Origin of the sequence: Mucilaginibacter sp. (assembly GCF_028288205.1) — a bacterium.
GTDB lineage: Bacteria > Bacteroidota > Bacteroidia > Sphingobacteriales > Sphingobacteriaceae > Mucilaginibacter.
Genome location: NZ_JAQBOD010000036.1, coordinates 45900 through 72878, shown reverse-complemented (window position 1 = coordinate 72878; position 26979 = coordinate 45900). Strand labels below are relative to the sequence as shown.

General features: G+C 41.2%; 22 protein-coding genes. 8 read left to right on the top strand and 14 right to left on the bottom strand.

The features are described from left to right. Nucleotide 1: 1 nt before the first annotated feature. From JWR23_RS07810 to JWR23_RS07790, 5 genes are all read right to left on the bottom strand, one after another. Complete coding sequence (locus JWR23_RS07810; protein WP_299515091.1) at nucleotides 2–2467, bottom strand: TraG family conjugative transposon ATPase; 2466 nt, start codon at nucleotides 2465–2467, stop codon at nucleotides 2–4. After that, nucleotides 2454–2789 (bottom strand): DUF4133 domain-containing protein, encoded by a 336-nt coding sequence (locus tag JWR23_RS07805; RefSeq protein ID WP_299515088.1) that lies wholly within the window; start codon nucleotides 2787–2789, stop codon nucleotides 2454–2456. The genes JWR23_RS07810 and JWR23_RS07805 overlap by 14 nt, the downstream gene beginning before the upstream one ends. A gap of 65 nt (nucleotides 2790–2854) precedes the next feature. Continuing rightward, entirely contained in the window at nucleotides 2855–3187 is a 333-nt protein-coding gene (locus tag JWR23_RS07800; RefSeq protein WP_299515085.1) for a DUF4134 domain-containing protein, read from the bottom strand. 52 nt (nucleotides 3188–3239) lie between these two features. Continuing rightward, entirely contained in the window at nucleotides 3240–3740 is a 501-nt protein-coding gene (locus tag JWR23_RS07795; RefSeq protein ID WP_299515082.1) for a hypothetical protein, read from the bottom strand. 111 nt (nucleotides 3741–3851) lie between these two features. Continuing rightward, entirely contained in the window at nucleotides 3852–4754 is a 903-nt protein-coding gene (locus JWR23_RS07790; RefSeq protein ID WP_299515079.1) for an RteC domain-containing protein, read from the bottom strand. Nucleotides 4755–5193: 439 nt separating this feature from the next. On the opposite strand from JWR23_RS07790, the gene JWR23_RS07785 reads away from it, so the two are divergent. Next, nucleotides 5194–5421, top strand: coding sequence for a hypothetical protein (locus JWR23_RS07785; protein WP_299515077.1), 228 nt, complete (start codon nucleotides 5194–5196; stop codon nucleotides 5419–5421). On the opposite strand, the gene JWR23_RS07780 is transcribed toward JWR23_RS07785, so the two are convergent. The 8 genes from JWR23_RS07780 to JWR23_RS07745 all read right to left on the bottom strand — a co-directional run bounded on the left by JWR23_RS07780 (nucleotide 5411) and on the right by JWR23_RS07745 (nucleotide 17990). After that, nucleotides 5411–6583, bottom strand: coding sequence for a hypothetical protein (locus JWR23_RS07780; RefSeq protein ID WP_299515075.1), 1173 nt, complete (start codon nucleotides 6581–6583; stop codon nucleotides 5411–5413). The genes JWR23_RS07785 and JWR23_RS07780 overlap by 11 nt on opposite strands. 329 nt (nucleotides 6584–6912) lie before the next feature. After that, nucleotides 6913–9450, bottom strand: coding sequence for a prolyl oligopeptidase family serine peptidase (locus tag JWR23_RS07775; RefSeq protein WP_299515072.1), 2538 nt, complete (start codon nucleotides 9448–9450; stop codon nucleotides 6913–6915). A gap of 14 nt (nucleotides 9451–9464) precedes the next feature. Then, a complete protein-coding gene (locus JWR23_RS07770) occupies nucleotides 9465–12098 on the bottom strand; it encodes a SusC/RagA family TonB-linked outer membrane protein (protein ID WP_299515070.1) in 2634 nt (877 codons plus the stop codon). A gap of 265 nt (nucleotides 12099–12363) precedes the next feature. Further along, nucleotides 12364–13548, bottom strand: a complete 1185-nt coding sequence (locus JWR23_RS07765) for a FecR family protein (protein ID WP_299515068.1) — start codon at nucleotides 13546–13548, stop codon at nucleotides 12364–12366. Nucleotides 13549–13596: 48 nt separating this feature from the next. After that, a complete protein-coding gene (locus JWR23_RS07760; protein ID WP_299515066.1) occupies nucleotides 13597–14226 on the bottom strand; it encodes a sigma-70 family RNA polymerase sigma factor in 630 nt (209 codons plus the stop codon). Between the two features lie 72 nt (nucleotides 14227–14298). Next, nucleotides 14299–16323 (bottom strand): conjugal transfer protein MobC, encoded by a 2025-nt coding sequence (mobC, locus tag JWR23_RS07755; protein WP_299515064.1) that lies wholly within the window; start codon nucleotides 16321–16323, stop codon nucleotides 14299–14301. 30 nt (nucleotides 16324–16353) lie between these two features. Beyond that, complete coding sequence (locus tag JWR23_RS07750) at nucleotides 16354–17598, bottom strand: relaxase/mobilization nuclease domain-containing protein (RefSeq protein ID WP_299515062.1); 1245 nt, start codon at nucleotides 17596–17598, stop codon at nucleotides 16354–16356. Next, nucleotides 17583–17990 (bottom strand): mobilization protein, encoded by a 408-nt coding sequence (locus JWR23_RS07745; RefSeq protein WP_299515060.1) that lies wholly within the window; start codon nucleotides 17988–17990, stop codon nucleotides 17583–17585. The genes JWR23_RS07750 and JWR23_RS07745 overlap by 16 nt, the downstream gene beginning before the upstream one ends. 547 nt (nucleotides 17991–18537) lie before the next feature. On the opposite strand from JWR23_RS07745, the gene JWR23_RS07740 reads away from it, so the two are divergent. Then, complete coding sequence (locus tag JWR23_RS07740) at nucleotides 18538–18840, top strand: hypothetical protein (RefSeq protein ID WP_299515057.1); 303 nt, start codon at nucleotides 18538–18540, stop codon at nucleotides 18838–18840. 1 nt (nucleotide 18841) lies between these two features. On the opposite strand, the gene JWR23_RS07735 is transcribed toward JWR23_RS07740, so the two are convergent. After that, nucleotides 18842–20245: a site-specific integrase gene (locus JWR23_RS07735; protein ID WP_299515054.1), complete on the bottom strand. Its 1404-nt coding sequence runs from the start codon at nucleotides 20243–20245 to the stop codon at nucleotides 18842–18844. 109 nt (nucleotides 20246–20354) lie between these two features. Here JWR23_RS07735 and JWR23_RS07730 point away from each other — a divergent pair, with 109 nt between their 5' ends. The 6 genes from JWR23_RS07730 (at nucleotide 20355) to JWR23_RS07705 (ending at nucleotide 26963) form a co-directional block, all read left to right on the top strand. Beyond that, nucleotides 20355–21593, top strand: a complete 1239-nt coding sequence (locus JWR23_RS07730) for a site-specific integrase (RefSeq protein ID WP_299515051.1) — start codon at nucleotides 20355–20357, stop codon at nucleotides 21591–21593. Nucleotides 21594–21812: 219 nt separating this feature from the next. Beyond that, a complete protein-coding gene (locus JWR23_RS07725; RefSeq protein WP_299515048.1) occupies nucleotides 21813–23315 on the top strand; it encodes a Fic family protein in 1503 nt (500 codons plus the stop codon). A gap of 101 nt (nucleotides 23316–23416) precedes the next feature. Next, nucleotides 23417–24511 carry a hypothetical protein gene (locus tag JWR23_RS07720; protein WP_299515045.1) on the top strand — a complete coding sequence of 365 codons (1095 nt, stop codon included), beginning with the start codon at nucleotides 23417–23419 and terminating at the stop codon, nucleotides 24509–24511. A 65-nt stretch (nucleotides 24512–24576) separates the two neighbouring features. After that, complete coding sequence (locus tag JWR23_RS07715) at nucleotides 24577–24909, top strand: helix-turn-helix domain-containing protein (RefSeq protein ID WP_299515042.1); 333 nt, start codon at nucleotides 24577–24579, stop codon at nucleotides 24907–24909. Nucleotides 24910–25424: 515 nt separating this feature from the next. Next, on the top strand, nucleotides 25425–25961 hold the full coding sequence (locus tag JWR23_RS07710) for a BfmA/BtgA family mobilization protein (protein WP_299515040.1): 537 nt from the start codon (nucleotides 25425–25427) through the stop codon (nucleotides 25959–25961). 27 nt (nucleotides 25962–25988) lie between these two features. Continuing rightward, nucleotides 25989–26963, top strand: a complete 975-nt coding sequence (locus JWR23_RS07705) for a DUF5712 family protein (protein WP_299515037.1) — start codon at nucleotides 25989–25991, stop codon at nucleotides 26961–26963. The last annotated feature ends 16 nt before the right edge of the window (nucleotides 26964–26979 follow it).

Here is a 26979-nt window from a genome sequence, read left to right as displayed (position 1 = left end):
ACTATTGATGTTTGGTTTTCTGTTCATTTACTAATACCGCGATACCTTTTTCCATGCTGCCATATTGGGCTGCATATTCCAAAACTTTAGCTTTTTCGGCTGCTTCGGTGGTGTAGGCATAATATTCCTGCGGCGATACTTCGGTCTGGTAAACCTTGCTGTTCCCGCTGCCCAGGATAAAGGTTACTTCCTTGAGCCGCCGTTTGGGGTCATTGGCTTTGTTCATCGAAAGGATGAGCGCCTTATCCTTTTCCGTGAGGCCCAATAGTTCCTGTACATCTTCAAATTTGTTCTGGTACTTGCTTTGGTCTAAAAGGATCTTGCAATCGCTGTTATTAACGATGGCCTGCTTGATGATCGGGCTGCTTAAAATATCCTCGACTTCCTGCGTTACCACGATGGCCTCGCCAAAGAATTTACGGACGGTTTTAAACAAATATTTAATGTATTCGGCCATGCCGTCTTTGGCAATCGCTTTCCAGGCTTCCTCGATTAAAATGACTTTCCTGACGTTTTTTGGCAGCTTTCGCATCTTGGAGATAAATACTTCCATAATAATGATGGTAGTTACAGGAAACAAAATCTCATGGCTCTTAATATTGTCCAGTTCAAAGACAACAAAGCGTTCATTCAGCAGGTCGAGGTTCTCCGTCGCGTTCAGCAAATAGTCAAATTCACCGCCTTTGTAATAGGGGTTAAGCACATACAGAAAATTCGCAATGTCAAAATCTTTCTCTTTGACCTTGCCGTTTTCCAATACCACTAAATATTCTTCCATCAGAAAATCATAGAAAGAGTTAAAGCCGGGAAAGGTATTTGGATGTTTGGCTAAGTATAGGTAGTACAGCGTAATGGCATTGGAAATAGCCACGTATTCCGACCTGGCGAAATGCTCGTTCTCCTTTTTCCATAAGGCTAAAAGCAACGTTTTCAGGCTTTCCTTTTTCTCAATATCCAGTACCTCACCTTTGGGGATATAAAACGGGTTAAAGCGGATCGGGTTATTTTCTTCGTAAGTGAAATAATAACCGCCCACCAGGTCACAAAGCCCCTTATAGCTGTGGCCTACATCCACTAATACGATATGCGCACCCTGTTCGTAATAGGAATTGACCATGTGGTTAGTGAAGAAACTTTTACCGCTCCCGCTCGGGCCAAGAATCATTTTATTGCGGTTAGTAATCCACCCTTTTTTCATGGGTTCATCCGATATGTCTGCCCGAACCGGTTTACCGGATAGCCTGTCACCCAAACGGATACCAAAGCCGCTTTGGGAACTGCGGTAATTACTTTCGAGATTCAAAAAGCAGGTAGCCTGTTCCAAAAAGGTATCAAACGTATCGTTCATAGGGAAATCTGCCGCATTACCCGGTAAGCCCGCCCACCATATCTGCGGTGCCCCATCGGTTTCCTGTTTACCTGCGGCATCCATCTGCGCCATTGCAGAACTGACCTTGTTCCTGATCTCCTGCAACTGGCTGGCATCGTTCGTCCATGTCATGACGTTGAAATGCGCTTTAACGGGCAACCGTTGCTCACTGATCGCCTCATTCAGAAAATCGCTTGTCGCATCGCGGGCTATGGCATTTTCCCGGCTGTAAGCGGATAAAGATTGCAAACGCAGCCTTTTCTTCTCCAGTCCTTTGAGCGTTTTTTGCGCATCGCCAATAAAAATAAACTGGTTATAGATATGGTTGCAGTCTAAGAGCAGACCCAACTGAGAGGCGAAGCCGATACTGAATTTGGTTTTGTCAGTGCTGTACTTATCATAATTGACCCGACTTCCGCAAAGTGATGGCAAATCCTCTACATCTGCTAAAGTAAATACCTGGCAATGGTTATCACCAATCCTGATCTCGTCTTTGAGGTGTACATCTTTGAGCATCGGCCTTTCATTTTCCCTTTGCAAAAAACAGTATCGCTCCATGATACCTGCTTTGCTTTTTGTCCCGGCCAGCGCATCATCCGTTAACCTTTGCAAACTCACGAAACCGCTGTCGGTTAGGATGCGCTCAAAAGCCCCGGCTTTTTCCATAAAGTCACGGTACAGTTGCGGGTTAAGGGATTGCGCAGGTACAGGGGACTTGCGCATCAGGCCGGAATAACCACTACTGGCCGCTTTCCGGTTCCCCTGCTGTTTGGTCAACAGGATATAGCAATCGTGTTCCAAATAGGAGCGGTTCTCAAAGTAAACTTCACTGGAAGCGGATAAGAAGCTTTGATTTTGCCGCTTATCTCCTTTATACTTTGCCTTGATGAACACGTCCTGTTTATGGACAATACTGTTTTTGGGTAATACCTTAATCGCCTTGATCCAGGCATGATGAAAGGATTCATATTCCTGGCCAGACAGTGTAAAAATATCCGGCAGTTCGAGTTTAAAGGCGATGGTTATATCGCCCTGCCTTGACAGGATACAATCGTTCTCCACCTTATAAACGGGCAATATATTTTCAATATTTACCATTGGATAGCTTTGTTAAATGAATAAAGATTTTTCTTGACCGGAACTTCAGGTACACGGGCAAACTGCGTTTGGCGGTCTTTTTCAACAGGCCATATTGCCCGTATTTATGGCTTAACCGGAATATGGTCATTAGCAATGCTGTACCCGCACCGCCGATCAATACCAGGCAGATATACATATTGACCCCGGCGATATAAAGAATGGCATATAAGATGAGCAAAGCCACTAAACCCCCGGCTAAATAGCCAATGTATTGCGCTTTTAAGCCCCGAAATTCTATCGCTTTGTTAATGCCCTTATTAATCTGATAAACGCTGCTCATGACTATAGTAATTTTTCGTGTAATTATTTGCTTTTTATATGTACTCAAGAGAACGCTTCGCTTAGTTAAAGACCGAAGAATGATTTTAACACGGTGGCCACGATGACTAAGAAGATACACGAGCCAAACCAGGCGGCAGCCACACGGTTAGTGTCCGGTTCGCCTGCATTCCATTTTTGGAATACTTTTACGGCACCGATGATGCCGACAACCGCACCAATGGCGTACATCAGGTTACAGCCGGAATCGAAGTAGCTTTTAACCTGCGTGGTGGCCTGGTTGATTCCCGAATTACCGTCCTGTGCGAAGCAGTAATTAATGGTCACCAATAACGCGGTGAACATCAAGGTTTTTAACAGGGCTTGTTGTTTTGGACTATATGGAATATGGTTTTTCATTGTTTTTTGGATTACACCGATTTTAAATATGGATTACACTGATTAAGAGATTCTATGCATATTCCCATAGCTGGTACAGCTCGTCTTCGCTTAACGTAAATGGAACATTATCACCGATCCATTCATTGATGGCCTCCAGGTGCGGGCTGGTTTTGAGTTGCGGGTATTTGACAGCAACGAGTTTGAAAAGGCTTCGAAAATCGTCCTTTGTGCCCTGTTCTGTTGTTACCGTATGGATCACGGATTTGATTTCTTCCAACACATCCGGGATTAATCCGTACAGAGCTTCGTTATCCGGAAACGGATGCGTAGCCCCAAAATACAAGTCGCCACTTTCCGCGGTGCTTACCCCATATTCTTCCGCCGCATTGCCCAATAGTTCATTGTACCCCCATTCATCGCCAGGTTCAGGCTGCATTTTAAATTGTCTTTTTCCGGAAAATAAACCCGCTGTTTTCCCGCGATAGAAAGTCAGCCAGATGAGAGCATAATAGAGCAGTAATGCTGCTGCCACAAAGAGCAGGTACTGCTGCCAGGTGATTTGATGTAACATAGCTTTTGCGATTTAAACCTGCCGTTACATTACGGCAGGTTTTGATAAGGCAAAGTTGCCCGGAGCGCGGTGGGATAACCGGCAGTCCAAAAATGCGGTGAAAGATTTTTGTTAAAGCCCTGTCTTTGAGTTTGTTCGTTTGGCCCTGCGGAACCCATTTGGCTGTAATGCGTTCGCATCGTCAATATGAGTTCGGATAGCATCCCGCATCTGGTCGGTGAACCGAGTTTGGCTAACCAACTTCCGGCCCTTGATCTCGTCAAAGCGACGGGTATGCCGGCTAAGGTCAATATCCAGGCTTTGGCTCAACCAGTACATAATATCGGCTAAAGAAGCGTTACCATCATTCAATTGGCCGGATAACCATAAACCGTAACCAACTTCGATAGCGTTTACTTGTTCGCCAGTCCATTTCAGCGGTTCGCTGTTCTTGCCAGGGCGCACAAACGGGGACCGTTCCGGCTTTCGGATATTCGCCAGTTCGTGGGCGATATGCTCCTGTAACATTTCATACGCTTTAAATTTTGAAAACAGGTAATCACCGCTCGTTGAAAAGCTGTTATCCAGTTTGGGTACTTCCGGGATCAATACGCTTTGTACTTCTTCACCTCTGACGAAATAGAGTTCGTCCAGTTCAGTCGCGCCGAGGCGGTAATATTGATAAAGAAAAGCGTGTTGCCGGAATGTGCGCTGGATAAATTGCAATTCATCCATATAATAGGCCCGAAGCTGTTCCTCGTCAACACGGGGCTTTCCTGTAACCAAGTTATATAAAGCCACCTCAAAAATATAATGCGCATAAAACCGTGGTTTGATTGATTTGAAGAAATGTACTTCTTCATTTTTGTCCTTGAAAGGATCTTTAGTAATATAACCGAAAAGGTCTTCAAGGGATTTCCTGACAGAACGCAATGCAGAGGTCATGCGGTTTAAAGGTTCAGGATTGTTGATCGCTATTTGTTCTAACTCATCTTCCAGCAATACATATTGCTGCTTCGCATACACTTTTAGCATAGGTAAAAACATTTAGATAATTGCGCTTTGCCTGTCGCAACCGAGCGGCAGTTTAAACAAAGCAACGACGTGTATCATTTCATCATAGGCACATTATTTTACTGTTGGTTAATTTTTCAAAACAAGGATTATTCCTTATAGTAGTCAAGTGGGATTAGGGTGGTAGTTGGTTGGCAAGATTGGGAAAGGGCAAAATCGAGTTGATTTTGTTATATTTGGACGTATAAAATATTATAGCGAACGGCTATTTTACTTGTTTAAGGAAACCGCGAATTTTTAAACACACAAGGAAAATAGGCTGATCGCCTGCGTTATAGCGCGGGCGCGGCTTATCTTGTGTGTTAGGTGCTTCGCGGTACCTCTTAAACAGATATGGCTGCGTTCCGTGCTATATCGTTTAACAGGCTTACTACGGAACGGTAAGCATTAGATTTGTGCTATGCCTGCTACATTTGATGAACCTGTTTTAAATCAGCCAATCGGACAATTGGCCTTTTCTGAGGAATTTAAAATCAAAACCGGGCAGTTGGGCTTTAACACCCTCGCGGAATTACTGGAGCACCAGCCCAGTGACCTGCTTCAAATGCCCGGCTTTAACTACCGGATATTAACGGAATATATTGATTTCATAGAGGCGGCGCACTTGGGAAAATATATTAAGCCATAAAAGGCTTTAAATCGTCCAACATTTTTTGTAATAGTTCCATAATCGGCTGCATGGTGGTAAACATGGCCAATATCAGTTCATATACGGGGCTTATGACCTTATGATCCTTTGAATACAATTTGGATGTGATACTGCCGATGGATAATTCATCTTTGTTCCTGGTGGATGAATTATAGGCGATCTTTATACTGAAACTATCCAAATTATCTTCAATATATAATTTATGGTCGTATTGCAGTTTTTTCCAAAAGGCAAGTTGCTCTAATGTCATATCATAGATGAATTTGTAAGGATTAACCGGTACTTTTTTGCCGATACTAGCGAATATTCCCAAATCATAAACGCTCCTGAAATCGGTTTCTTCATCAACCCATTTGATTAAATCTTTGATAATGGATTGTTTCTTCTGATAAAACGGTTCACCTGAAATCATCGGGAATTGCCTGATAATTTTCCGGGACATACTCAATACCAAAAGCTGTTCTTTTGGCTCCTCAAACTGGTCAGTGCTTTCCCTTATCACTTTGCAACAATAAGCCATAAACCGCGAATGATTAAAATCCAGCCGGATCAGACATTCATGGATAAGATGTACAGCAGAGGGGTAAGGTTCAAATTTGCTAAAATCAAGATTATCCAATTCATAGAGATATTGTTTTAGCCAGATATAATGAAACCAGGAAAGTTTCAATTTTAAAGAACTAAATTCCTCGAAAGGTAATACAGCGATCTCTAACAATTCAGGGGTTGCGCCAATGTTCTTCAACTTGGGTAATAATTGCTCCCATTCATCTGCCAGGCGTTTACCTTGTATTACCCGGAATGCTTTTGGTAACGCCAGATCCCGGTCAATTAAACCCGGTACCGCTTTTTTTAATGCATCTAAGAGATCAAGGATAGCAATAACTACTGAATGGGCCGTGTCTTGTCCAACGGCATCAAATACTTTATCGCATAACTCAACAAGCTTCTGCATGTGAATTGTAAAGTAAGTGTGTAAAAGTGTTTGGTTTTTTTGCAGCAACAGGTTATGAATAATCGCCTTTTTAGTTCGCCAGGCTTCATCAATGAACGATTTCTTTTGTTCACCCAACGTGGTCAAAGTCTGATTAACCGCCCATTCCCCGGCCAGTGTTTCAAGTGTTTCTAATTCGTATTTCATAGGTATAGTAGATTTATAAGCGTTTAGACTCTATATCATAGGCATTTTTTTAAATTTAAAAAAGGCCCGCCGCTCCGTCAACGGGCGCTTTAATCATTAAATTAACTATTAACTGACCTCATTTAACGTAATGAAGAAACGAAGAACTAAGAGTATTTATTAAAGGATACCGTCCAACTCATCTTTGCCGTTTAAACGGTTCCAAATCATTTTTATAATAACGTATAATAACAACAGAATCACCAAATCGAAACCGGCAAACAGGAGCCTATAAGCATCCATTATCATCATTTCCCGATGATTTTATTTCCTTGTTAGCATTTATCTAATCATGGTTTAATCTCCGGTGCACATCCCGTTTCCTTTAACCATTTATCGATTTCATTCCACATATGCCTGATATTGGCCGGGCTTTGAAAAACGTGGTCTTCGCCCCAATACCTTACAAAACGTGCTTTTTTCCCCATCCTGTAAAGTGCGGTATAAAATTCCTCTCCATTCAATATGGATACATAGTCGAGATCGCCCTGCATAATCAACACAGGAGTTTTTACCCGGTCCGCGAAAAATACTGGGCTGTTTTGTATGTACGTCTGTAAATTCCCCCAGGGTGTGCTACCGAAACCATGCGCCCCACTTTCTGAATAAGAGATATTGAAAATATCATTCAATGGGTAATCCCCATATCTGTACCGAGTATTAAAGGTCAAATATTGGGTTAGGTAATCAGACACACCATTCATGGATATAGCAGACTTAAATCGGTTGGTTTGGGTAATTATGCCATAAGTAGAAAAACCGCCGCCGCTTTGACCTGCCACTACTAATTTTTCAGGATCGGCGATACCCATTGCAATCACGCTATCCACTGCAGGCATTACATTGTTAACCATATTATTCATGTCACCACTATGTCCAGGCATGGAGGGGAACAGCACCGCATAGCCTTTTGCGGCAAAAAATTGCTGATTGTCATGCACGAATCTGGATATTTCATTAATATTCAAAGAGGTGTTTGGCTGGATTATCCCTTGATAAACCCAAGTAATTAATGGTGCTTTTTGTCCTTTTCGGTATCCGGCAGGCAATAATAACCAGGCCCTGAGCGTATCCCGGTCTGTGGACACATAGTTAAAAGAACGTTTTTCCGGATTGATGATCTCTTTCAGCCATTGGTTGGCCTGAAAACGGACTTCACTTTTGTTATCCTTGCCGATCCAGACTGTCGAGCCCGTAGTGTCTGTCCTGCTATAGACCACTGCGTGGCTTCGGTCATTATAATCATTTAACACAGTATTAAGCGCAGGACTGACCAATTTTCTTTCTATTTGTTCATTGGCCGTATTCAATAATGCTACTGTTTCGTTTTCTTTGCCTGGGGTCTTTAATCTGACCAATATTTTACCGGAATCAAGCCCGGCAATGGGTAATAACGATGTAAAAGATATCTTAATCTTATGGGAAATATTTTTTACTTCCAGGCCATTAATAGCTATTTTCCATAAACTGTCCTGACTTATTCCTATCCATCCGTTATTAATAGCCTGCAGATCAATAAGCGCATTTTTAAATTTACAGGTAAGACAGGTCGTTTTATCGTCAATATGCCACCAATCATTCCTTGGCGATCCCTCATTCTTCCCATAGACAACTAATCGATTGTCGGTGCCCCATTTATATTTCAGCGATATATAATTGTACCATTTTTTCTCTTTAAACAGATTTATATTATTTGGCTGAATTTTATTAAGCAAATCCTGCCTGATATCATAAATCCAAATCTCTGAGGGGCCACCTGAGAAATCAGCCAATTTATCATACGATGAAGGAGAACCTTGTTTTTTTTCGATCTTGTATAATCCATTAGCAGTCAACGGAACTTCTGAACAAGTACCCGTAAAAGCGATTTGATTCCCGTCGGGTGACCATTGTAGGCTTTGAGGTGCGATCTGTTTGATGCTGTCCAACTTTTTAGAAACTACCTTACGCCCATTCCGATAGATGACCAGCCCGAATGCTTTGTTATCAAACAGGTGAAGTAATTTTACAGAACCAAGCGGCTGTAGTTTACGCAATACCGGCACTGCGATGTTTTTCTTATCAGCAGAAAAATAAATCTTGGAACTGCTATTATCCATAGATACGGTTTCCAGTACCCAAACCCGGTTATCCTGTACGTTCCATTTTACCAAAATTGCTTTTCTTAAATCGGAAATATAGTTCACCACCGTGTCGCTGTTCAGCACACTTGCACTGTTGTTCCTGCCCACTATCTGATCCCGCCAGCCTTTAGCGGCTATCCTTGGAGTAGCCTTGTCCACATCGATGGCAAGGGAAACAGAGGAATAATTCAGATCTTTTGTGTTGTAAACCGGCAATACGACTTCCGTATCGCTTACCCATGTAATAGCTGTGTGGTCAAAAGTGGCATATCCTTTTAAGGTGACGATCTTCTTCGTTTGACGAATATAACAGCGTATATCACAGTTGGGTGCATCCCTTGTCAGGGATAAGAAAGCCAGCTTATCACTGCCCGGAGACCAGGAAGGCCCCCAGGCAGCAGAGCTGTCCGGCAATAATTTGGTAACATTAACAGTTTGTTTAGTTGCTGGAGCAAACAGTAATAACTCATTATCTGCATCGGGGAAATAGGTATGATCATTGTAATACCTTTGTACGGGTGATGGGGTGTGGGCAACAGTTAACCATTGACCGTCAGGTGATAGATTACAAGGGCAATAACTTTCCAGGTTTAACATATCATTTACCGTATAGGGCCTTTTTTGTGCCTGGACTACAACCGTAAAAAGGAGACAAATAATAATGACACTAACACAGCATTTTGCTATCTTATAAGATGTTTGCATAATTTCTATTTGATTTACTGCTGTTTGAAATTAAGTGCTGAACGAATACCAAATAACATAGTTCTACCTTTTAATGGGGTAATATTTTGATATTCCGGGCGATTGCTATTGGTCAGGTTATTTGCCTGGAAAAAGCAGGAAAGCTTTTGATTCAGCCTATAGTTCATGGAAAGTTGCAGCTTGGTTACGGGTTGGTAGGTAGTCAGGTAATTATTAAGGTTACTGCCCCTGGGATCACCGTCATGACCAAAGGCATATTTATAATATCCCAGGTAATCATACGTATAAACCCCATTCATATAAGATAGGTTCATTGCAATAGCGCCACCCGCGTCTCCTTTAAATAATTTGAAGAAGCTGTAATTGATATTTAAACCAGCCGTCCTGTTGGTGGTGCCGACCAATTGTTGACCGGTAACATAGGTTCCGGTATAATTTGCCCCAAGGTCACCTACTTTACTATTGATAATGGAAAAAGTTCCTGTAAAATTCAGATGCTGCGTATGATAAGTTAGTTCAGTTTCATAGCCCGTATTAATAGCGGACTGAAGATTGGTGTATTGATAAAGCGCTCTTCCTAAAGTGTCTTTCCCTAAACTTGGTTCAACAAATAAATCCTTTGCTTTTTGATTGTAATAGGTAATATTAAACCTTAATCGGTTGTTAAGTAAAAAGCCGTCTAACCCGTAGTCAAATCCCTGCTGATACTGTGGTCGTATATCCGGATTTGGCAATATTACCGAAGTGGCACCTATACTACCTGTTTTATAATATAATTGAGGTGGCGTTGTCCCTTTTCCATAAGTGATCCGGGGCTTAAGGGTAAGGTCGTTACCTATATGAAAATTTCCGGTTACACCAATCCTTGGCGAAACAGCTGTGCCGTAATTATTTCCAAATAGGCTATTATTTTCAAATCGTACTGCAGCATTGAAAAAAAGTACATTTTTATAAGAAGGTGCCAGCTGTATAAAATAACCAGTAGATTTTTGAGGTTGTCTGTTGATACCCACGCTTGAATAAGTGCCAGAGCCATCTATAGGGGCAGAGGTACCTGTCGCCGTCACAGTATTCAATAAAAGATATTTATATTCCAATCCGCTGATAATATTGAATTTAAATGCCGATGAATCCGGTAAAATATTGATGGCGTTGTTATAACGGATACTGGATGTATTGTACTGATAATCATAGTAATTATAAGTTTTTGTTACCGTTGGAAGTGTACTCTTGGAAATCCATTCCTGGTAATCCTGGCCTAAAACTATGGTGTTCTGCCACCATTTTGCAAATTTAAAATTTAGATCTGTTCCCAAAAGGCGATCATTGGTTGTATAACGTACCTTGTCGATATTACGAACAGCGGCAGGATATATATTGTCGCTTAAAATAGGGTTGGTTCCAACTCCGTTATCGACGTTCGAATAGTTTAACGTAAAGCCGATCTGTACAGGACCGCCGACACTTTTGGCTGAAGCGAAGATAGACCGATCTTTTTCGTCTGCATCAGGAATATAATTACCATAAGTACTATAATTACCACCGATGTTAAAAGTAAATGCATCTTTTTTACCGCCTTCATAACTGATGTTATGCACTTGCTGGAATACCGGACCTTTGATGTATTTGGATTCAATAGTACCGCCTGATACCTGTAAATTCAATTGGTTAATATCAACGCCTTTTTTGGTAAAAATCTGAATGATCCCGCTGCTGGCCCCTGATCCGTATAAAGTTGAGGCGCTTGGGCCACGGGTAATTTCAATATGGTCAATCAGAGATTTATCAAAATTTTCCAGGAATGTGGAGCCAGCCGCCAGCTCAATACCATCTATATATACTTTAATTGGTGTTGGGCTTGCTATGCCATTGGAACCCCTGATCGAAAGTCCAATTCCATTAAAAGTAGAAACAGATCCTCTATCGGGAGATGCCACCCCAGGTACTAATCCCTGAAAGATTTGATCCAATTTCTGAACAGGCGAATTTTCCAGTTGCTGCGAGGTAATGACATCGGTTGCGTTGATATCCGCCCGCCTGGTTATCGGTACTACATTACCCCCTACCACCACTTCATCCAAGGCACTGACCTTAGCTTTCAGGCTGATATTAATGGTTGTTTTGCCATTCACCGGTATCTCTACCTTTTCATAACCAACAACGCTGATTATCAAAACGGCATTTTCATCTATATTAGACAAATTGAAAACGCCATCTTTGTCGGCAATAGTTACATTGCTTTTTCCTTTGACCTGCACAGTAGCACCGGGAAGTGGCTGATTTTTTTCATCGGTTATTTTCCCGGTGACCGTTATCTGCGAGAGGATTGATTTAATTTTATCGAAGATGGTGGGTTCTTTTTCCCTGATGACGATGGTTTTATCGTCAATGGTATAGGACAATTCCTTACCCGATAAAATATTATCCAAGACCTCTTTTAAAGGCGCTTGGTTAAATTTCGCATCAATCGTGTTTTCAGTATTGATCTTTGAACCGATAAGCAATACGTCATAACCAGTTTGTTTCCGTATTTGACGGAACACCTCATCTATCGTGACTTTCTTTTGATTTAAGGTAAGCTGCTGGCCAAAGGTAGCTGCGCTCACTTGCATGAACGTGGCGATTAATATAATAGCGGCTAACTTCATGACTAATAAGAATTTTTGTATGTAGCGTGAATGCTGACATAAAATTTTAACGTAAATTTTATACATTTGATAAGCTTGTTTAATAAATGAATTATTGTTTCCCAATTGTTCTCCCGGTTTCCGGGAAGGTTAAACAGGTATTTGAAAGAGGGGTGTGTCGAGCACTCCTTTTTCTTTTTCCTGTCCCTTGTTTCTGTTGTTTAATTTCCTTTCTTTTTTTTCTCCATTTTGTTTGGGTTTTTAAAGTTTAAATTGATATTCAGGGTTAATTTTTGCTTACGATGATCTTATTTCCTGCGATATGAAATTTAACAGCACCTGTCAATTCCAACAACTTCAACACTTTAGAAACATCGCTGAATCTGCTTAAAGACCCATAGGTGTTTTCTTTTTTAAGCCCGCTATCCCTATATTCAATATCTACGTCATACCACCGGGATATCTTGCGCATGACACTTTCCAGCGGTTCATTGTTAAACATAAAATAGCCGTTTTTCCAGGCTATTGCATCATCTGTCTTCACATTGGAAATTGCGAACAGCCTGTCACTTAGGATTGCTTGTTGTCCCGGCTTTAGAATATTAGTTTCATTCGTTCCCGTTTTGGTTACTTTAACACTTCCTTGAATTAATGTAGTTTTGGTCTCTGATTCATCTGGATATCCATTGACATTAAAATGCGTCCCCAACACTTCGACTGTCTGACCACTTGACATTATGCGGAAGGGCTTGGCGGGATTATGCGCCACTTCAAAATAAGCTTCGCCCGTAATTTCGACTTGACGATCTTTACCTGTAAATGCTGTAGGATATTTAATAGATGACATCGCATTGAGCCATACGTCTGTACCATCCACTAAAGTGAGGTGGTATTGTCCACCACGAGGTGTTGTCATGGTGTTGTATATCACTTTATCACTCTCGGATGCAGCAGCATTATAAACGACCTTACCGTCTGCTGTTTTATTGATCGTCGTGTTGCCTTGATTGGCTAACAGGCCATTTTTAGCCCCGGTTAAAATTAGTCTCTGACCGTTGGCTAAAGTGAGGATGGCCTTATTGCCGCCAGGAGCGATATCCTGTTTTTGGATTTGGGCTGTTTGTTGGGTAGGTTGCTTATGAAATATATAGTAACCGCCGATGGAAAGAAATAATAATATTGATGCAGCGACAGCGTAGCGGGGCCAAAGGCTAATTTTTTTAATGATTTGTGGGGACGATGATTGTTTTATCTTTTCCTGAAGCTCTGAAAAATGCTGCTGTTTTAACCTCCCGCGCGATTCCTGGGCCATGAGGATCAGTATCTGTTTCATGGCCTCTACCTGTAAAACATGCTCGGGATTTTCGATCAGCCATTTTTCCCAATACCGCACATCTTCATCGTTCCTGTTAAAACAATAATTCAGAAAACTTTCCTGATTAATAAATTGTGCAACGTCCGTGTCCTGCATTTGATTAATTTAAATACCGGACAATAGAGTAGAAAGCTTGATTTATTCCTATGAAATTTTGAAGAAAAATAAAATAAGCGTGCCGAGCAAAGAAATAGTAACGGCAAGGGTGCCGATATGTTGGGTGCCTATCAGCTTTTTGAGTTTCGCTACCGCCTGCAAAATGGTATTATAAACCGTCTTGACCGAAACGCCGTTGGCCTGCGCAATTTCCTCATAAGTCAGACCCAAATAGAATTTCTGATAGATCATTCGGGATTGGCTTACCGAAAGCTTGTCCATATATTTTTTCAGGGTTTGAGCAACTTGTTCCTGGACGTTTTGTTGAATATATAAGGCTTCGGCAGATGGATAAGCGGGCATATCCGGGGTTTGTTCTTCATCAAATGTCAAACTTTCCGAACTGCTGAAATGCTCTTTGCGGAACAGGCTGCGTAAAAAAATAGTGACGAGGTAATTATGGTGGTGGTTAACCGTGTGCAACTTTAAACGGTTTTCAAAAACATATAGAAAGAGATCATTTATACAATCCTTAACCTTTTCCATCGGCATTTCTTTCTGGATACCGATATAAAGCAGGTAATCGTGGTAATGATCATAAAGATTATAAAAAGCCTGTTCGCTCCCGTTTTCAACGAAAGCGTTCCATTCAGCTTTTAAGTCCTTTCCTTTTCGCATGTGTTAGAAAACATCAAACGAAGATAACGAAAATCAAAATTATTTTGAAGGAATTTATAAAAAAGGAATTTATCACATAGAGATTGCGTGTCCGTTTGATGATTCATTTTCCGGCGGTTCTGCCTCTGATCCTTGTTCTGCTTCCTCTAAAATATCCTTTGCTTTTAATAAGGTGAGTTCACAATTGATAAGGTCCTCAATTTCATTTTTTATCCTTTTATAATTTTCCATGATCTCCTCATCAGTCACATTTTTAACTGTGGGTATTGGTTTGTTCCTGCTATCTGCCTTTTTTAATGCTTCGTGATCGTTTTGAATTTCATTATGAAACACCTTTAAGGCAATCTTATTATCCGGGTCGTCCGCTACCATACCCGCAAACTGGCCGGACGATAGTGAAGCGATCTTTGAAGCCGGTATCGCATAGTCTAATTGCGTTGACCTGCTTGTTGAAGTATCCTCACTATTGATGGAGATGCTTTGCCTGTCCTGTACGATCTTTCCGAACCGTTCAGATAATTGTTTCGCTGTATCACCGTTCACCTGGCCGCTGATTACATTTCCAACAATATTCATGATCACTTCGGCCTGGTCATGCCCATAGTCCTTTTTGAGTTGGCTATAATCCTGAACAGCTAAGGTTGTCGCTACTTTATTGGAACGGGCCGTTGCAATCAGGCTATCCATGTTATTAAAATAAATGGTCGGAAACTCATCGAATATCAAGCTGCTTTTCATTTGGCCCTTGCAGTTGGCCAATTTTATCATCCTTGAAATATAAAGTGAAAGAACCGCGCCATAAACCTGTGATTTCTGCGGGTTATTACCGACACATACAATTTTGGGCGCTAACGGATTGTTGATGTCTAAAGTAAAATCATTCCCGCTCAATACGTAATAAAGCTTTGGAGAGGAAAGGCGCGCCAACCCAATTTTAGCAGAGGCTATTTGCCCCTCTAATTGCTCCTTCGCTTTATTCCTGAAAGCCGAAACAAAAGGATTGATCAATACTTTGATTTCTTCTTCCTCTTGCAATACGGCAAATAGCGGGTCGTAATCTATTTGGGCCAATTCAATTACATGGGGAACCGTACAATACCTGCCATCCTTGTATTTACGCAGATACCATATAATTGCGGTTAAAAAATTGATCGGGCTTTCGACAAAAAAATCCCCCTGTTTTTTGATCCAGTCCCGGTTAAGCCCTAACATGATCGTCCTCGATGATTCTGAAGCGTCTGTAATATCTTCCATGCTTTCGGGATATAGCGGGTTTCCCCGGTGCTGGATTTTATCAAAGTCGATCACCCAAAAAGTAGGTTTAACCTTATAGTGATGCTGGTATTTCAGTAAGGCGTTGTAAACCAAAACAGAAAGATCATCAAACTTAAAATCGTAAAGGAACATGCTGAACCCTTTTTTGATATGCTGTTCAATGATATGCCTTATAACAAAATAAGATTTACCGGCACCTGGCGTACCTATTACCAATAGGCCACGAAAGGGGTTGATGAAATTAATCCAGCTTTTACGAAGCTTGCCTTTTAAATTATAGACGGCAGGCAGGTTAATGGAATACTCATTTTCCAACAATCTTTCTTCTTGGGGGAACGTCTCGTTCTCGGTATTGAAAACATCATTTTGTAAACTGATCTTAATTAAGCGGGATAATAATGTCCCACCGGTTAAGATCAACAAATAACCAATAGCTGTTATGCCTATGTATAAGGTTGTGATAATCGCAGCGGATGTTTGGATATAGAAGCAAAGAATACTGATAAAGTAAAGCAATAACCCGCTGATGATATATGCAGCAATGGCCCGCTTATCTATCTTTTCTTCTTTCCTGCCTTTTGCGCCTATTAAAGAGATCAGCAAGAATAGCAAAGCCGCCAATTTTGGCTTCCATATATTACTAAACAGCCCTGTTTTGGCAATATTGGTTATGATGCGTGTAGTGATGGTTGCCGTCCAATGCCATTGTTCAAAAGCAATATAACAAGCTATATAAAAGTGGATGGCCAATATAAAAATGCTGATTAGCCTTGTAAAATCAATGATCTTACGTAATCCTTGCAGGTCTTCCCCGGTTTGCATAAAAATCCTTTCTGTTTATGGTTTAATCTGTTACAGGTGCATACCCTGTTCTTTCTTCTTTCTCTTTTTTCGTGGTGTAAGCGGTGCGGTATCTCCCGCAGATTTACCCGTAAGCGTTTGTATTATTTTCTCAAAGCCACTTGGTTTCAGGTATTGCTCTGCCTGCTCATTTGTTTTTAAGTAGTTGGTTGTCGGGGTCGTGCGTTTAAAGGGCTGGTCTGTTTGGCTAAATCTTTCCGTAAGGTTTTTTGCGCTGTAATTCTTGCTCAGGTCACTACCTTTAAACACAGCTTTATTCGTGTTATCGACAAATGTTACCCCGTAGGTAAGCCCTTGTTCATTCTGCCGGAATATGGCCTGAATGTTTTCCTTTTGCAGTTCCCGGATGAAGGTTTCTTTTGTGATCTGCCGGTAAGCTTTGAAAACCTTTTCAATTTCTTCTTTCAAATCTTCGCGGTAAGGTTTCCGTTTTTCGATATTTTGCTCAAACTTCTTTTCCAGGTTGGCTAAAGTCGGCTTGCTGTAAAAGGCGCTGGCTTTGATCGGAATACCTATTGGGTTATCGTTTTTATCTAATAAGGAATAGATCAGCCCTTTTTTTTGAAACATTAAGGTATCTTCCTTTCCCCGGTCTGCAACGACATTGAATTGCCTTAATACAGCGTTTAATTCCGCAAGCGAAGTGAATTTATACTGGCTGACCACGGCACCCACCACATTGCTGATTGCCCGTTTGGTTGGCAGGTGACCATATATAGCTTTCTCGGGGTCGGCGGGTTTGATGGCCGCCTGGGTTTTGAACGCTTTGCTTTCGGCTTTAACAAGGTTAAACTCCTGCTCGATCTGCTTGCGGGCCGGCTCGGACACGAGCAGCCCGATGTTGTGGGTTTCAATCCGCTTTTTATAGGGCTGTATGTTGGTGGTGACAATATGGATGTGATGATGCGCAGCATCGTTATGGCGGTAAACCAGGAATGGCTGGTCGCCAAAGCCAATCTTGTCCATATAGGATGCCGCGATGGCCTGCATCTTGGCGTTGTCCAGTTTTTCAGTTGCATCAAAGTTGAGGGAAATATGCAAGGCATTGGTTTTAACCTTTTCGCTGAGTATCATTAAATTTTCAAAACGCTTCAGCTTGTTTTCAAAACTCATTTGCCCTATCTCCCCGGCAAAGCCGCTGGCCATAATCAATTGTGCCTGCCCTGCGCTAACCTTGTTTTCGTTGTAGTGCAGGATGCCCCGGATTCTTTTCCCTATCGTTATCTTTGCAACCATTTCAAAGCCAGTTTAGAAACGATCACTAATAATTCATCCACTTTTCCATCTACAACTTTGTAGAGTTCGGCAACTTTCAGGGTGTAAAAGGCTTTTATGCTTTCATCAGGTGTGCTATGATACCTTTTGGTTAATTGGTTGATGTTATGGCCGATGGCTTTTAACTCTTTTCTTATCAGGGCCAGTTCTTCCATAGCCGTATTCAGGGAAGCGTCTATATAAAAGCATTTGATTTCTTCTTTGGAGAGGATCTTACGGGCCAATTCACCCATACTTTGGCAATCGCTTTTAACCATTACCTTTTTCAATCTGTTCCATACGGTTGCGGTTACTCTCGTCCTTATGGAACAGGTTAATAAAGCTTCCTGGTTTGCTGCTTTTTTTCTTGGCATAAACAAGATGTTTCAGGCTCCTAAAAGGGGTGAGTTCCGAACCCCGGTAAGCTCCGCAGCAGGCGGCAAAGATATTTTTGGGGACAAAAATACATCTTTGCTGAACGCTGCCACGTTTGAAACGGCCACCTACCGGTGCCGTTTCGGAACCCGTACTGTTATTAAACTGATCGTTGGTTTTGAGCTTATCAGCCCTTTGGTTTGGTGGATTGATCGGACTTTTCCAGCGGCTCAAAAGAGCGTAAGAGTCGCCGGATCGGATGGCGGGGTTGTTGCCTTATGCGTTTGACCTGTGGTGTGAGTTTTGAGCCTGCGGCTTCTTTATTGATGGTGTTGTTTATCATGGCTTGTAGAATTTAAGCCAAAGTTGGGAGGATAGTTTTATATGATATGGGAGTCCAAAAGTTTGGTGAAAGATTTTAATTAATTACAGGAACACACCTAATACCCCGTATTGATGTGCATGATTAAATATTTCACCCTTTTTTAAAACTGCCGGTTCGGGTAACCCGTTATAAGGAATTTTACCTGTCAAAAAGGAATTACCATGTTACCGGAACAAACAAAAAAACAAGATTTACAAATTGACGAGTTGTTAACCCAAATCGAACATGGAGAGATACCGCTAAAATTAATTGTCGGCAGGCTGATAGAAGTGATTGTTAAGTTGGACGAAAAGGAACGGCAATTAGATAGCTTGATCCAATCGCTGCCTATGCTTTCCGATATTACGAGGAAGATCAGTGAAATTCATACGCTTCATTTTCCGGCTAAGGAATTAAAAAAGAAGTCCCAAAAGGAAAAGTTCATGGCACAAATCCTTTTGGGCCCCGTTAGAAAGAGGAAATAAGTTATATCGCGGGGATTAACTTATCTGTTTGGACAAATTTTAGTAAATCTTTTAGATAGGTTTCTGTTTCCACTAAGCTGCTGTGCCGGTTAGCGGAACATATTTCGGCAATCGTCCAGCCTGCTTTAAACTTTTTAACGTTTGATAGATGCTTTACCGAGTATAAGGTATAGTTCTTATTTAGCAGTTTTAATGCTTTTAAGCAAACCTGAAAACGATTATATGGGGTATTTTCCCCAATCCTGTTTGGCCCTACAATGGTATTTGTGGAGCCGAACAAATAATAATCACCGGGATAGTTCGCAACGTTTAGTTTATCTAATTCATTTCTAAAGCTGACATCAATATTAACAGGCAGAGATTTTTTATTTTTAGCGATATGAGCGGGTATTGTAATGGTATTACTCTCCAGGTTGATGTATTTAAGTTGTAGGTATCTTAACTCTTTTGGCCGGATGCAGGTATAATAGATCGCCTTAACGAACAGGAGCATATAAGGATCGTGATTTTGGAGCCATTCTAAAATTGACTTAAAATCTGCGTCAGAAAATACCTGGTGTGATTCCGTGGCTATTTTAGTCCGAGTTTCCGTATCCGTTACCGGGTTAATGTCTATGTATTTGTTCTTTTTGAGATACTTGAAATAGTTATTAAGGCATATCCTCGTGTTGTTGTAGGTCACACCTTTCCATTTTTGACTTTGCTCATGATGGTTTAGAAAATGGGTAATTTCATAATCAGTGATCTCGTTTACTTTTTTATGTTCGCCATAGAAATTAATAAAGGCTTTGACTTTGGATAGGTAGGATTGAATGGATTTTTTCCTCGTTCCTTTGGCTTTGTGGTAAGCCTCAAACAAACCTTTGCCTTTGTCAAGGGTGAGTGATACAATTTCCCGTTTGAGTTTTTCGTTGGATTTTTCGTCAATCGGGCTCCAGCCACCGTCCAAAGCATCTTTGTAGGTGTCTAATAATTCCGTGAACAGGTTAAGCTTTTCTTTTGGTTCTTTTATCCGGTTTAAGTTCTTGCTGAACCTGAACCTTTCCATTTGGCTGGTTCCGGGGTTGTGAAAGAAAAATTCCACATACCAGCTTTGTTTAGCTTCCTCTTTGGATTTAGTTGAACCTTTCGGTACAGCTTCAACGTTTTTTCCTTTGACTAAACGGGGTGTTGTGTAGGTGATTTCCGCGCTTTCCATGCCGCCGAAATTGGCATGTTGTGGCAGAGTTTTGTCGGAGTAAGTACCTGGTGTGTTGCTAAATAGCTGAACACCAGGTACATTAAGTGCTTGAGTGGAGAATATCGGAGTCGAACCGATGACCTCTTGCATGCCATGCCTGATTTTCGACGTTATTTTAAATTTTGCAGTTTGTAAATTTATTACTATCTTTATGATTAACAGCATGTTATATAAGTTTTACTAAGTTTACTTAATCAAAATTAGACACAACTTGTTGTACCTATGTTGTACCCAATATTAAAACCCCTTGCACTAACTAACGGCCACTTGCATTATGTCAATTTCAACTAAGGTTATTTTACGCACAAATAAAGTGCTGACCAATGGAGAATATCCAATTATGTTAAGGATCACGATCAATAGGCAAAGCCAATTCGTGACGACCAAAAAATCAAGCAGTCCCGAACATTGGGATCATATATCAGGATGCACTAAGAAATCCCATCCTGATTTCAAGACCATTAATCTATTGTTGAAAAACATCACTTCTAAAATTGATCTCTACCTGCTGAATGCAGGTGAGGAGGAAACAGTAGTTAGTTTTGACGATGTTAAACAATTTGTTCTAAAACTAACAAATACAGATAAGGATATTAAAGCCAAATCTCTTTTTAGCTTTTTCGAGGCAGAGATCAAAAGGCTAAAAGTTGAAGAAAGGTTAGGTTATGCTGAAACTTACCAATCGACCTTAAATTGTCTAAAGAGGTTTACTGAAGGTAAGGATTATGCTTTTGTAAATATGCAACTCGATTTTTTAAAGAAGTTTGAGGCATACCTGTTAGGGCGGAATTGTGCGGTAACCACACGCAGCGTTTATTTCCGTACTTTTCGTACAGTGTGGAGAACAGCAATCAGTGATAAAATTTGCCCGGAAAAACATTACCCTTTTAAAGATTTTGCATTTTCAAAGTATAACAATCCACGCACAAAAAAACGCGCTATTACGAAAGCCCAAATAGATAAGATCGCAGAAGTGAAAATTGATGCTAAGGACGATGCCTTACTAAATTCGCGCAACTACTTTTTATTTAGCTTTTATTGCAGGGGGCTAAACTTTACGGATTTGGCCAGTTTAAAATGGGGCAATGTTAAAGACGGCGAGTTAAATTATTTAAGGGCTAAAACCAAAGAGGAATTTCAGTTTAAATTACATCCTATTGCACTGGAGATGTTGACTTATTACCGAAACCTGGAGGGCAACAGCGATGCTGGTTATATTTTTCCGATCTTATACAAAAGGCACATGACTGCACTCTCCATTCGTGACCGGAAAAAGAAAATACTAAAAAGGGTAAATAAAGATATTAAAGAGTTAGCCAAATCTGTTGGCATTGAAAAAAATGTAACGACATACGTAGCCAGGCACTCCTATGCAACCGCTTTACGTGTAAACGGCATATCCAAAGAAATGATCGGCCAATCATTGGGCCACGAGGACACTAAAACCACCGACATTTATTTAGATGATATAGGAGACCCGGTAATGGATGATCTTATCAATTCTATAATTTAATTTAAAATGGCAGGCAGTGCCTGCCGTTTTTCGGCAACTGTAACCATTTTACAGTAGTTAAGGTAGTTATTAAATTATTTTACCGTAGTCGATTCTGAATTACAGTAGTATTTACTGATTTTTGCTAAAACATTACATCAAAGAATTGTTTTACCGTACATTTATATAATTATAATTAAATTACAGTATAGAAATCAATTTTACCGTAACTAATAACACATGGCATTAAGAACTGTTGGAAATTTATGGCTACGGGAGCATTTTAATCTCAAAAAATACCGCTTAACACATAACTCTTATATAGGGAACAATGAGAAAGTGGAACTAAACGCTCAAGGTGAGGTCAGCCAAATTTACGGCAGAAAATATATACCTGATGAAGATACGCCTTTAGCACACCTTGTTTTTTCATTAAAATACGATGACTTAGACCTTCCATTTCTAAAAGCAGTTTTCAATCTGCTTTGTCCACAAGAAATTATAGATTTTATTTCGGTGTCCCCATCAGGCAAGTACGCACGTAAAATCGGTTTTTTATATGAATTTCTTAGTGGTATAGTATTAGACCTGCCTTACCTGATTTCAGGTAACTACGCTGACCTGCTGGAGGAAAGCGAATATATAACAGGCCGGATCATAAAGGACAACCGGTGGCGAATCAATAATAATTTATTAGGGACTTTTTTATTTTGCCCGGTAATCAGAAGAACGACTGTTTTAAATCAACTACTAAGCACAGATATTAGATCGCAGATCGAAAACCTAAAGGCCAATTATTCGGCGGATGTTTTTAGGAGAGCTACCAATTACTTGTATAGTAAAGAAACCCGCTCCTCCTATGAAATAGAAAAGGAAAAACCATCGGCAGAACGGATGAACCGATTTATCGCGCTATTAATGCAAGCAGGCAGGGAGCCAAGCGAACAAATGCTTAGTGAAGCAAGTTTGACCACGTTGCAAAATTTGATTGTTGACCCCCGCTTTGCTTCTCCAGGCTTTCGGGATTTTCAAAATTATATTGGCCAGTCGCTACCTTATGGCAATGAGCTAATCCATTTTATCTGTCCGCCACCACAATATTTGGCTTCATTAATGGATGGGCTAAAGGTAGCCGCAGATAAAACCGAGGGTACATACCCTATCATAAGAGCCGCATTGATTGCTTTTGGGTTTGTTTTTATCCATCCATTTGAGGATGGAAACGGAAGATTACACCGTTTCCTGATACACGACATGTTGGTTAGGGATGGCGTGGTGCCGGATGGTTTAATTATTCCTGTATCCGCTCACATGCTCAACAACATGCAGGAATATGACGGCGCTTTGGAACAATATTCCAAGCCACTAATTCAGCACATTAGTTATAATAAAAAAGCGGATGGAACATTAGAGGTCACTAATCCCGAAGAAGTCGAAGCTTATTTTCGTTATCCTGATCTAACGGCGCAATGTGTTTTTTTAGCGCAAACCATACAGGAAACCATCAACCAGGATATGCCGGAAGAATTAGAGTTTATACAGCACTACGATGAATTGAAACGGGAGTTGCAGAACATAGTTGATATGCCGGATAAGGATATTAATTTGATGATTATGTTCTTACATCAAAACAAAGGGGTGTTTCCTAACAGGCGGCGCAAAGACTTTGCTAAATTGACAGAAGAAGAAATAGCCAGTATGGAAACTACTTATACGGACATTTTTAACGGCAACATTAAATAATCATTGTTTTACTTGAGTTTAAACACTTTTAGCATTATTACAAACTAATTGCTTCATACTTTCTTATAGGTAATACAGTTTGACCAAATCATTGACGGATCATGTATTTTATTCAACTACCCGATTACAGTCCTTTAACTGGTGTAAACACTAACAAGCACGGTAAATTCCCTTTCCTGTCCTCATTAAGCGGTCTATTTGAACCGGCTGCCTCTACATTTGAATATCAAAGAAGCTTCCCTTTTGAAAGAATTGAAACGGATGAGCAGCAAGTTTTTTATGTGAGCGAACCCAACTTGGCTAAGGTATTTAAAAACAAGGTAGCAGAACACAACGAAATACTATTAGAGACTACCCGACCCATCACGGAAGAATACACCAAAGAACTCATGCAGCTATTTTACAAAGGCTATTTGTTAGGTCTTGACGGTTTTAATACGGAGATCGGCCCCGCTTTTCCATCCTTGGGGCTATCCCATCAAAAGGAAATGTTGGAACAGTTTATGGAGTATTGCCAGCGGGATTTATATTTTGAGGGCTTTGCCATTCCGAAGTTGCTTCATAATTTAGGATATATTCAAGCTTGTTTGGTAAGGGCTTTTAAGGAATACAAAAACCTAAGTCTTTTAACCACTAAAGCCGAACCTGTACAAATCCCCAAAACCTTGCCGGAGAATACATCGGTACAAGCACTTACTACAGACACAAAATCTGCACTTTCCAAAATACCATTGAAATACCCTATCGAAGATATTATTACAATATGGCTGGTGTTGTTGGATGTACCCCAATGTAAGTCTTTAAGTTTAACGCCGGAGTTTAAAGCGGAAAGTGATGTAGTAGAATTGTTAGGGAGCATGTTTACCGATATATCGGGAGAACACAGTAAACTACCCGACAGCCCCCACCGCTTTTATGAATTGCCGCTTGATTATCAGCCCATCCTATACTTGCTGATGCACGCCACTTACAAACTTAACTACACCTATACCCGCTTGTCATTGGAGGAATATAGCAAATGTCTAAAAGCTACCTTTTCGGTTTATGATGCGATAGAACTAAATTATATGCCGGGTAATTTTACAAAAAAACAGCCCGCAGCCATTGCTGCTATTAAAGAACTGGAGAACAGTTTCTACGCTAAAAATACTTTACAAATCTTATCCAAAATACCAAACTACCGGATTACGGTATGACTTCGTTAAACTACGTTCAGTAACGTTGGGTTATTTTCGTATTGTTTTGTTTCATCAATTTTTTTATGATGAACGCAACATTTGTAACCACACTTTCTACTCAAGAGCTCCAGGAGCTGATTGAGTTATCCGTTAAAAACGCAGTGCAGGTAAGTCCTAAGATGTCCAATGAAGATGATACTTTATTGGATACCAAAGAAGCGGCCAACCTCATCAAATACGAGGTCACTTCCATTTATGGATTAGTCAAACGCAAAAAAATTCCCTTTTGTAAGATTGAAGGAAAACTTTTGTTTTCACGAAGAAAACTAATCGAATGGATTGAAGGAGGCAATCACGCCCCGAGTTTAAATCGCCCATCTCTGCCCCTTAAAGACCCGGTTACCAAATACAGATAATCCCGATACGAAGTATCAGAAACAACAGGCGTTAGCCTGGACTGGAAACAAGGCAACAATAGCAAAGGCATAAATCCCCGATACGAAGTATCGGGATACCACGACGGGCGTTAGCCCGGATGTGGGAGCCAGATACTATTATGAAAAGCAAATTTTTAAGTAATTTTTTTGATTGCAGCCTTTACGAAACGCGTGTTTTATTTTATACCGCGAGATTTTGTACCTGGGGAGTTTGTGCCGCGAGGTTTTGTATCCGGGTACTTTGTACCGGGATAATGTCTCGTCCTTATGCGAAAGCATAAGGAGCAAGCGGAAGTTGGGCAGAGCCCTACTTTGCTTGCCCTACGCTTCGCTACGGGGGTTTTACGTATCCTCCGGGGATACTTTAGGGCGTTTTTGCCTATGAGAGAAAAGAAAACAGGATACTTCGGGGTATCCTATATATCGGCATAAAGGTTTAACTGTATAAACAGCTAAGCCGGTCAAAGAAAGGATTTACGATGGAAGATATTAATGTGAGATCAGTTAGATACCCTATTACGGTAGATCAAAAGTTCGAAAAGATCGCCCTTAAATTGGGCCGCACAAAGCGCCAGGTCTTTATCCAAATGGTCGATTACTTTTATAAAAGCAAGAAAGACCCGCTGGACCTGAATGATGAGTTGTTAAAGAATGCGCTGATGAAGAACCACCAGCAGTACATTGGTTTCATTAAAAGCCAGGAGAACATGCTGCTCATCCCGATCAAAACAGAAATGGACAGGGTGTCTGTATCGCAAGGCAAGATCATCGAACGCTTTAATACCCAAATACTCAAGGCTAATACCGACCTGCTGAATAATCAAAATACCCAGGACGGGAAGCTAAACGCCATCGGGATGATCATGGATACGATGCAGAAAGGGCTTAAAAGCAAGGAAGCGCTCAAGTCGCAGTTTATGTTCATTCTGGACAGCTATATTAAGTCGAGGGATGCTTTTGGAATGATGACACCTGGCAGGGAAAAAGAAGAGTTGATCGCCGTGACCAAAGCGCAGATCAGTTTATTGTAAGTAATAAATCAGTAGTAGGAAGCTTGTATGTTTATCAATATTACCGATAACAAGGAAGCTGCCAATAAAGGCAGCAGCGGCGGCCTGGTCCATTACCTGGAAAAAGAAAACAGGCTCGATCACAAACAGGAGCCTGAATACTGGTTTAATGGCCAGCAGATCAGGATCAAACCTTACGAGGTCAAAGCGAGGATCGACAGCAATATTGCCAAATTGGGTAAGGACGATGCCAAATTCTTCCTGGTCAATATCAGCCCAAGCCAGAAAGAGATCGCGTTTCTAAAAGAGCAATATGGCGGGGATGGTGCTAAAGAACAAATGAAAGGGTTTGCGGTCAGGGTGATGGATGCCTACGCCCGGAACTTCAACCGGGATGGTGTCAACAGCCACGAAGACTTGGTATGGTTCGCCAAGCTGGAAAACTACCGTTACTACAGCCACAAAGACCCGGAGGTCAAACAAGGCCTGAAGCAACGGGGCGAGCGCAAAGAGGGTGAGCAAATGCATATACAGGTCATTGTCAGCCGTAAGGATGCCAGTAATAAGATCAAGCTTAGCCCGATGAACACCTCACGGGGCAAGAATGCGGAGCACTCTAAAAAGATGGGCCAGTTTGACCGGGTGGCGTTCAAGCAGAGCGGCGAAACGCTGTTCGACAGCCTGTTTTCGTTTGACAGGCAGCTTAAAGACACCATGGCTTACGCTAATATCCATCATAATGGCAACCTGGCGCAGCGAGAACAGTTGGGCGTATTGACCGAGGGCGCTTCGCGGAACTACCAGAGCAGATCGGTGGCGAACGAACTTGCCCAGGGTATTGCGGAAGGTTTGTTCACAACTACTACCGGTATGCTGGCCGCAGCAGGCAAGACAGCGGCGGGTTTTCTGGAAGTAATGCTGGAACCGTTGTATACCGCAGGTACCAATATCGTCCCGGAGAGCGATTCCGAGCAAAAGAAAAAAAGAAAGAAAAGATCACAGGGCCAGCAGATCACGCGCTGAACCAAGCTGTATTATA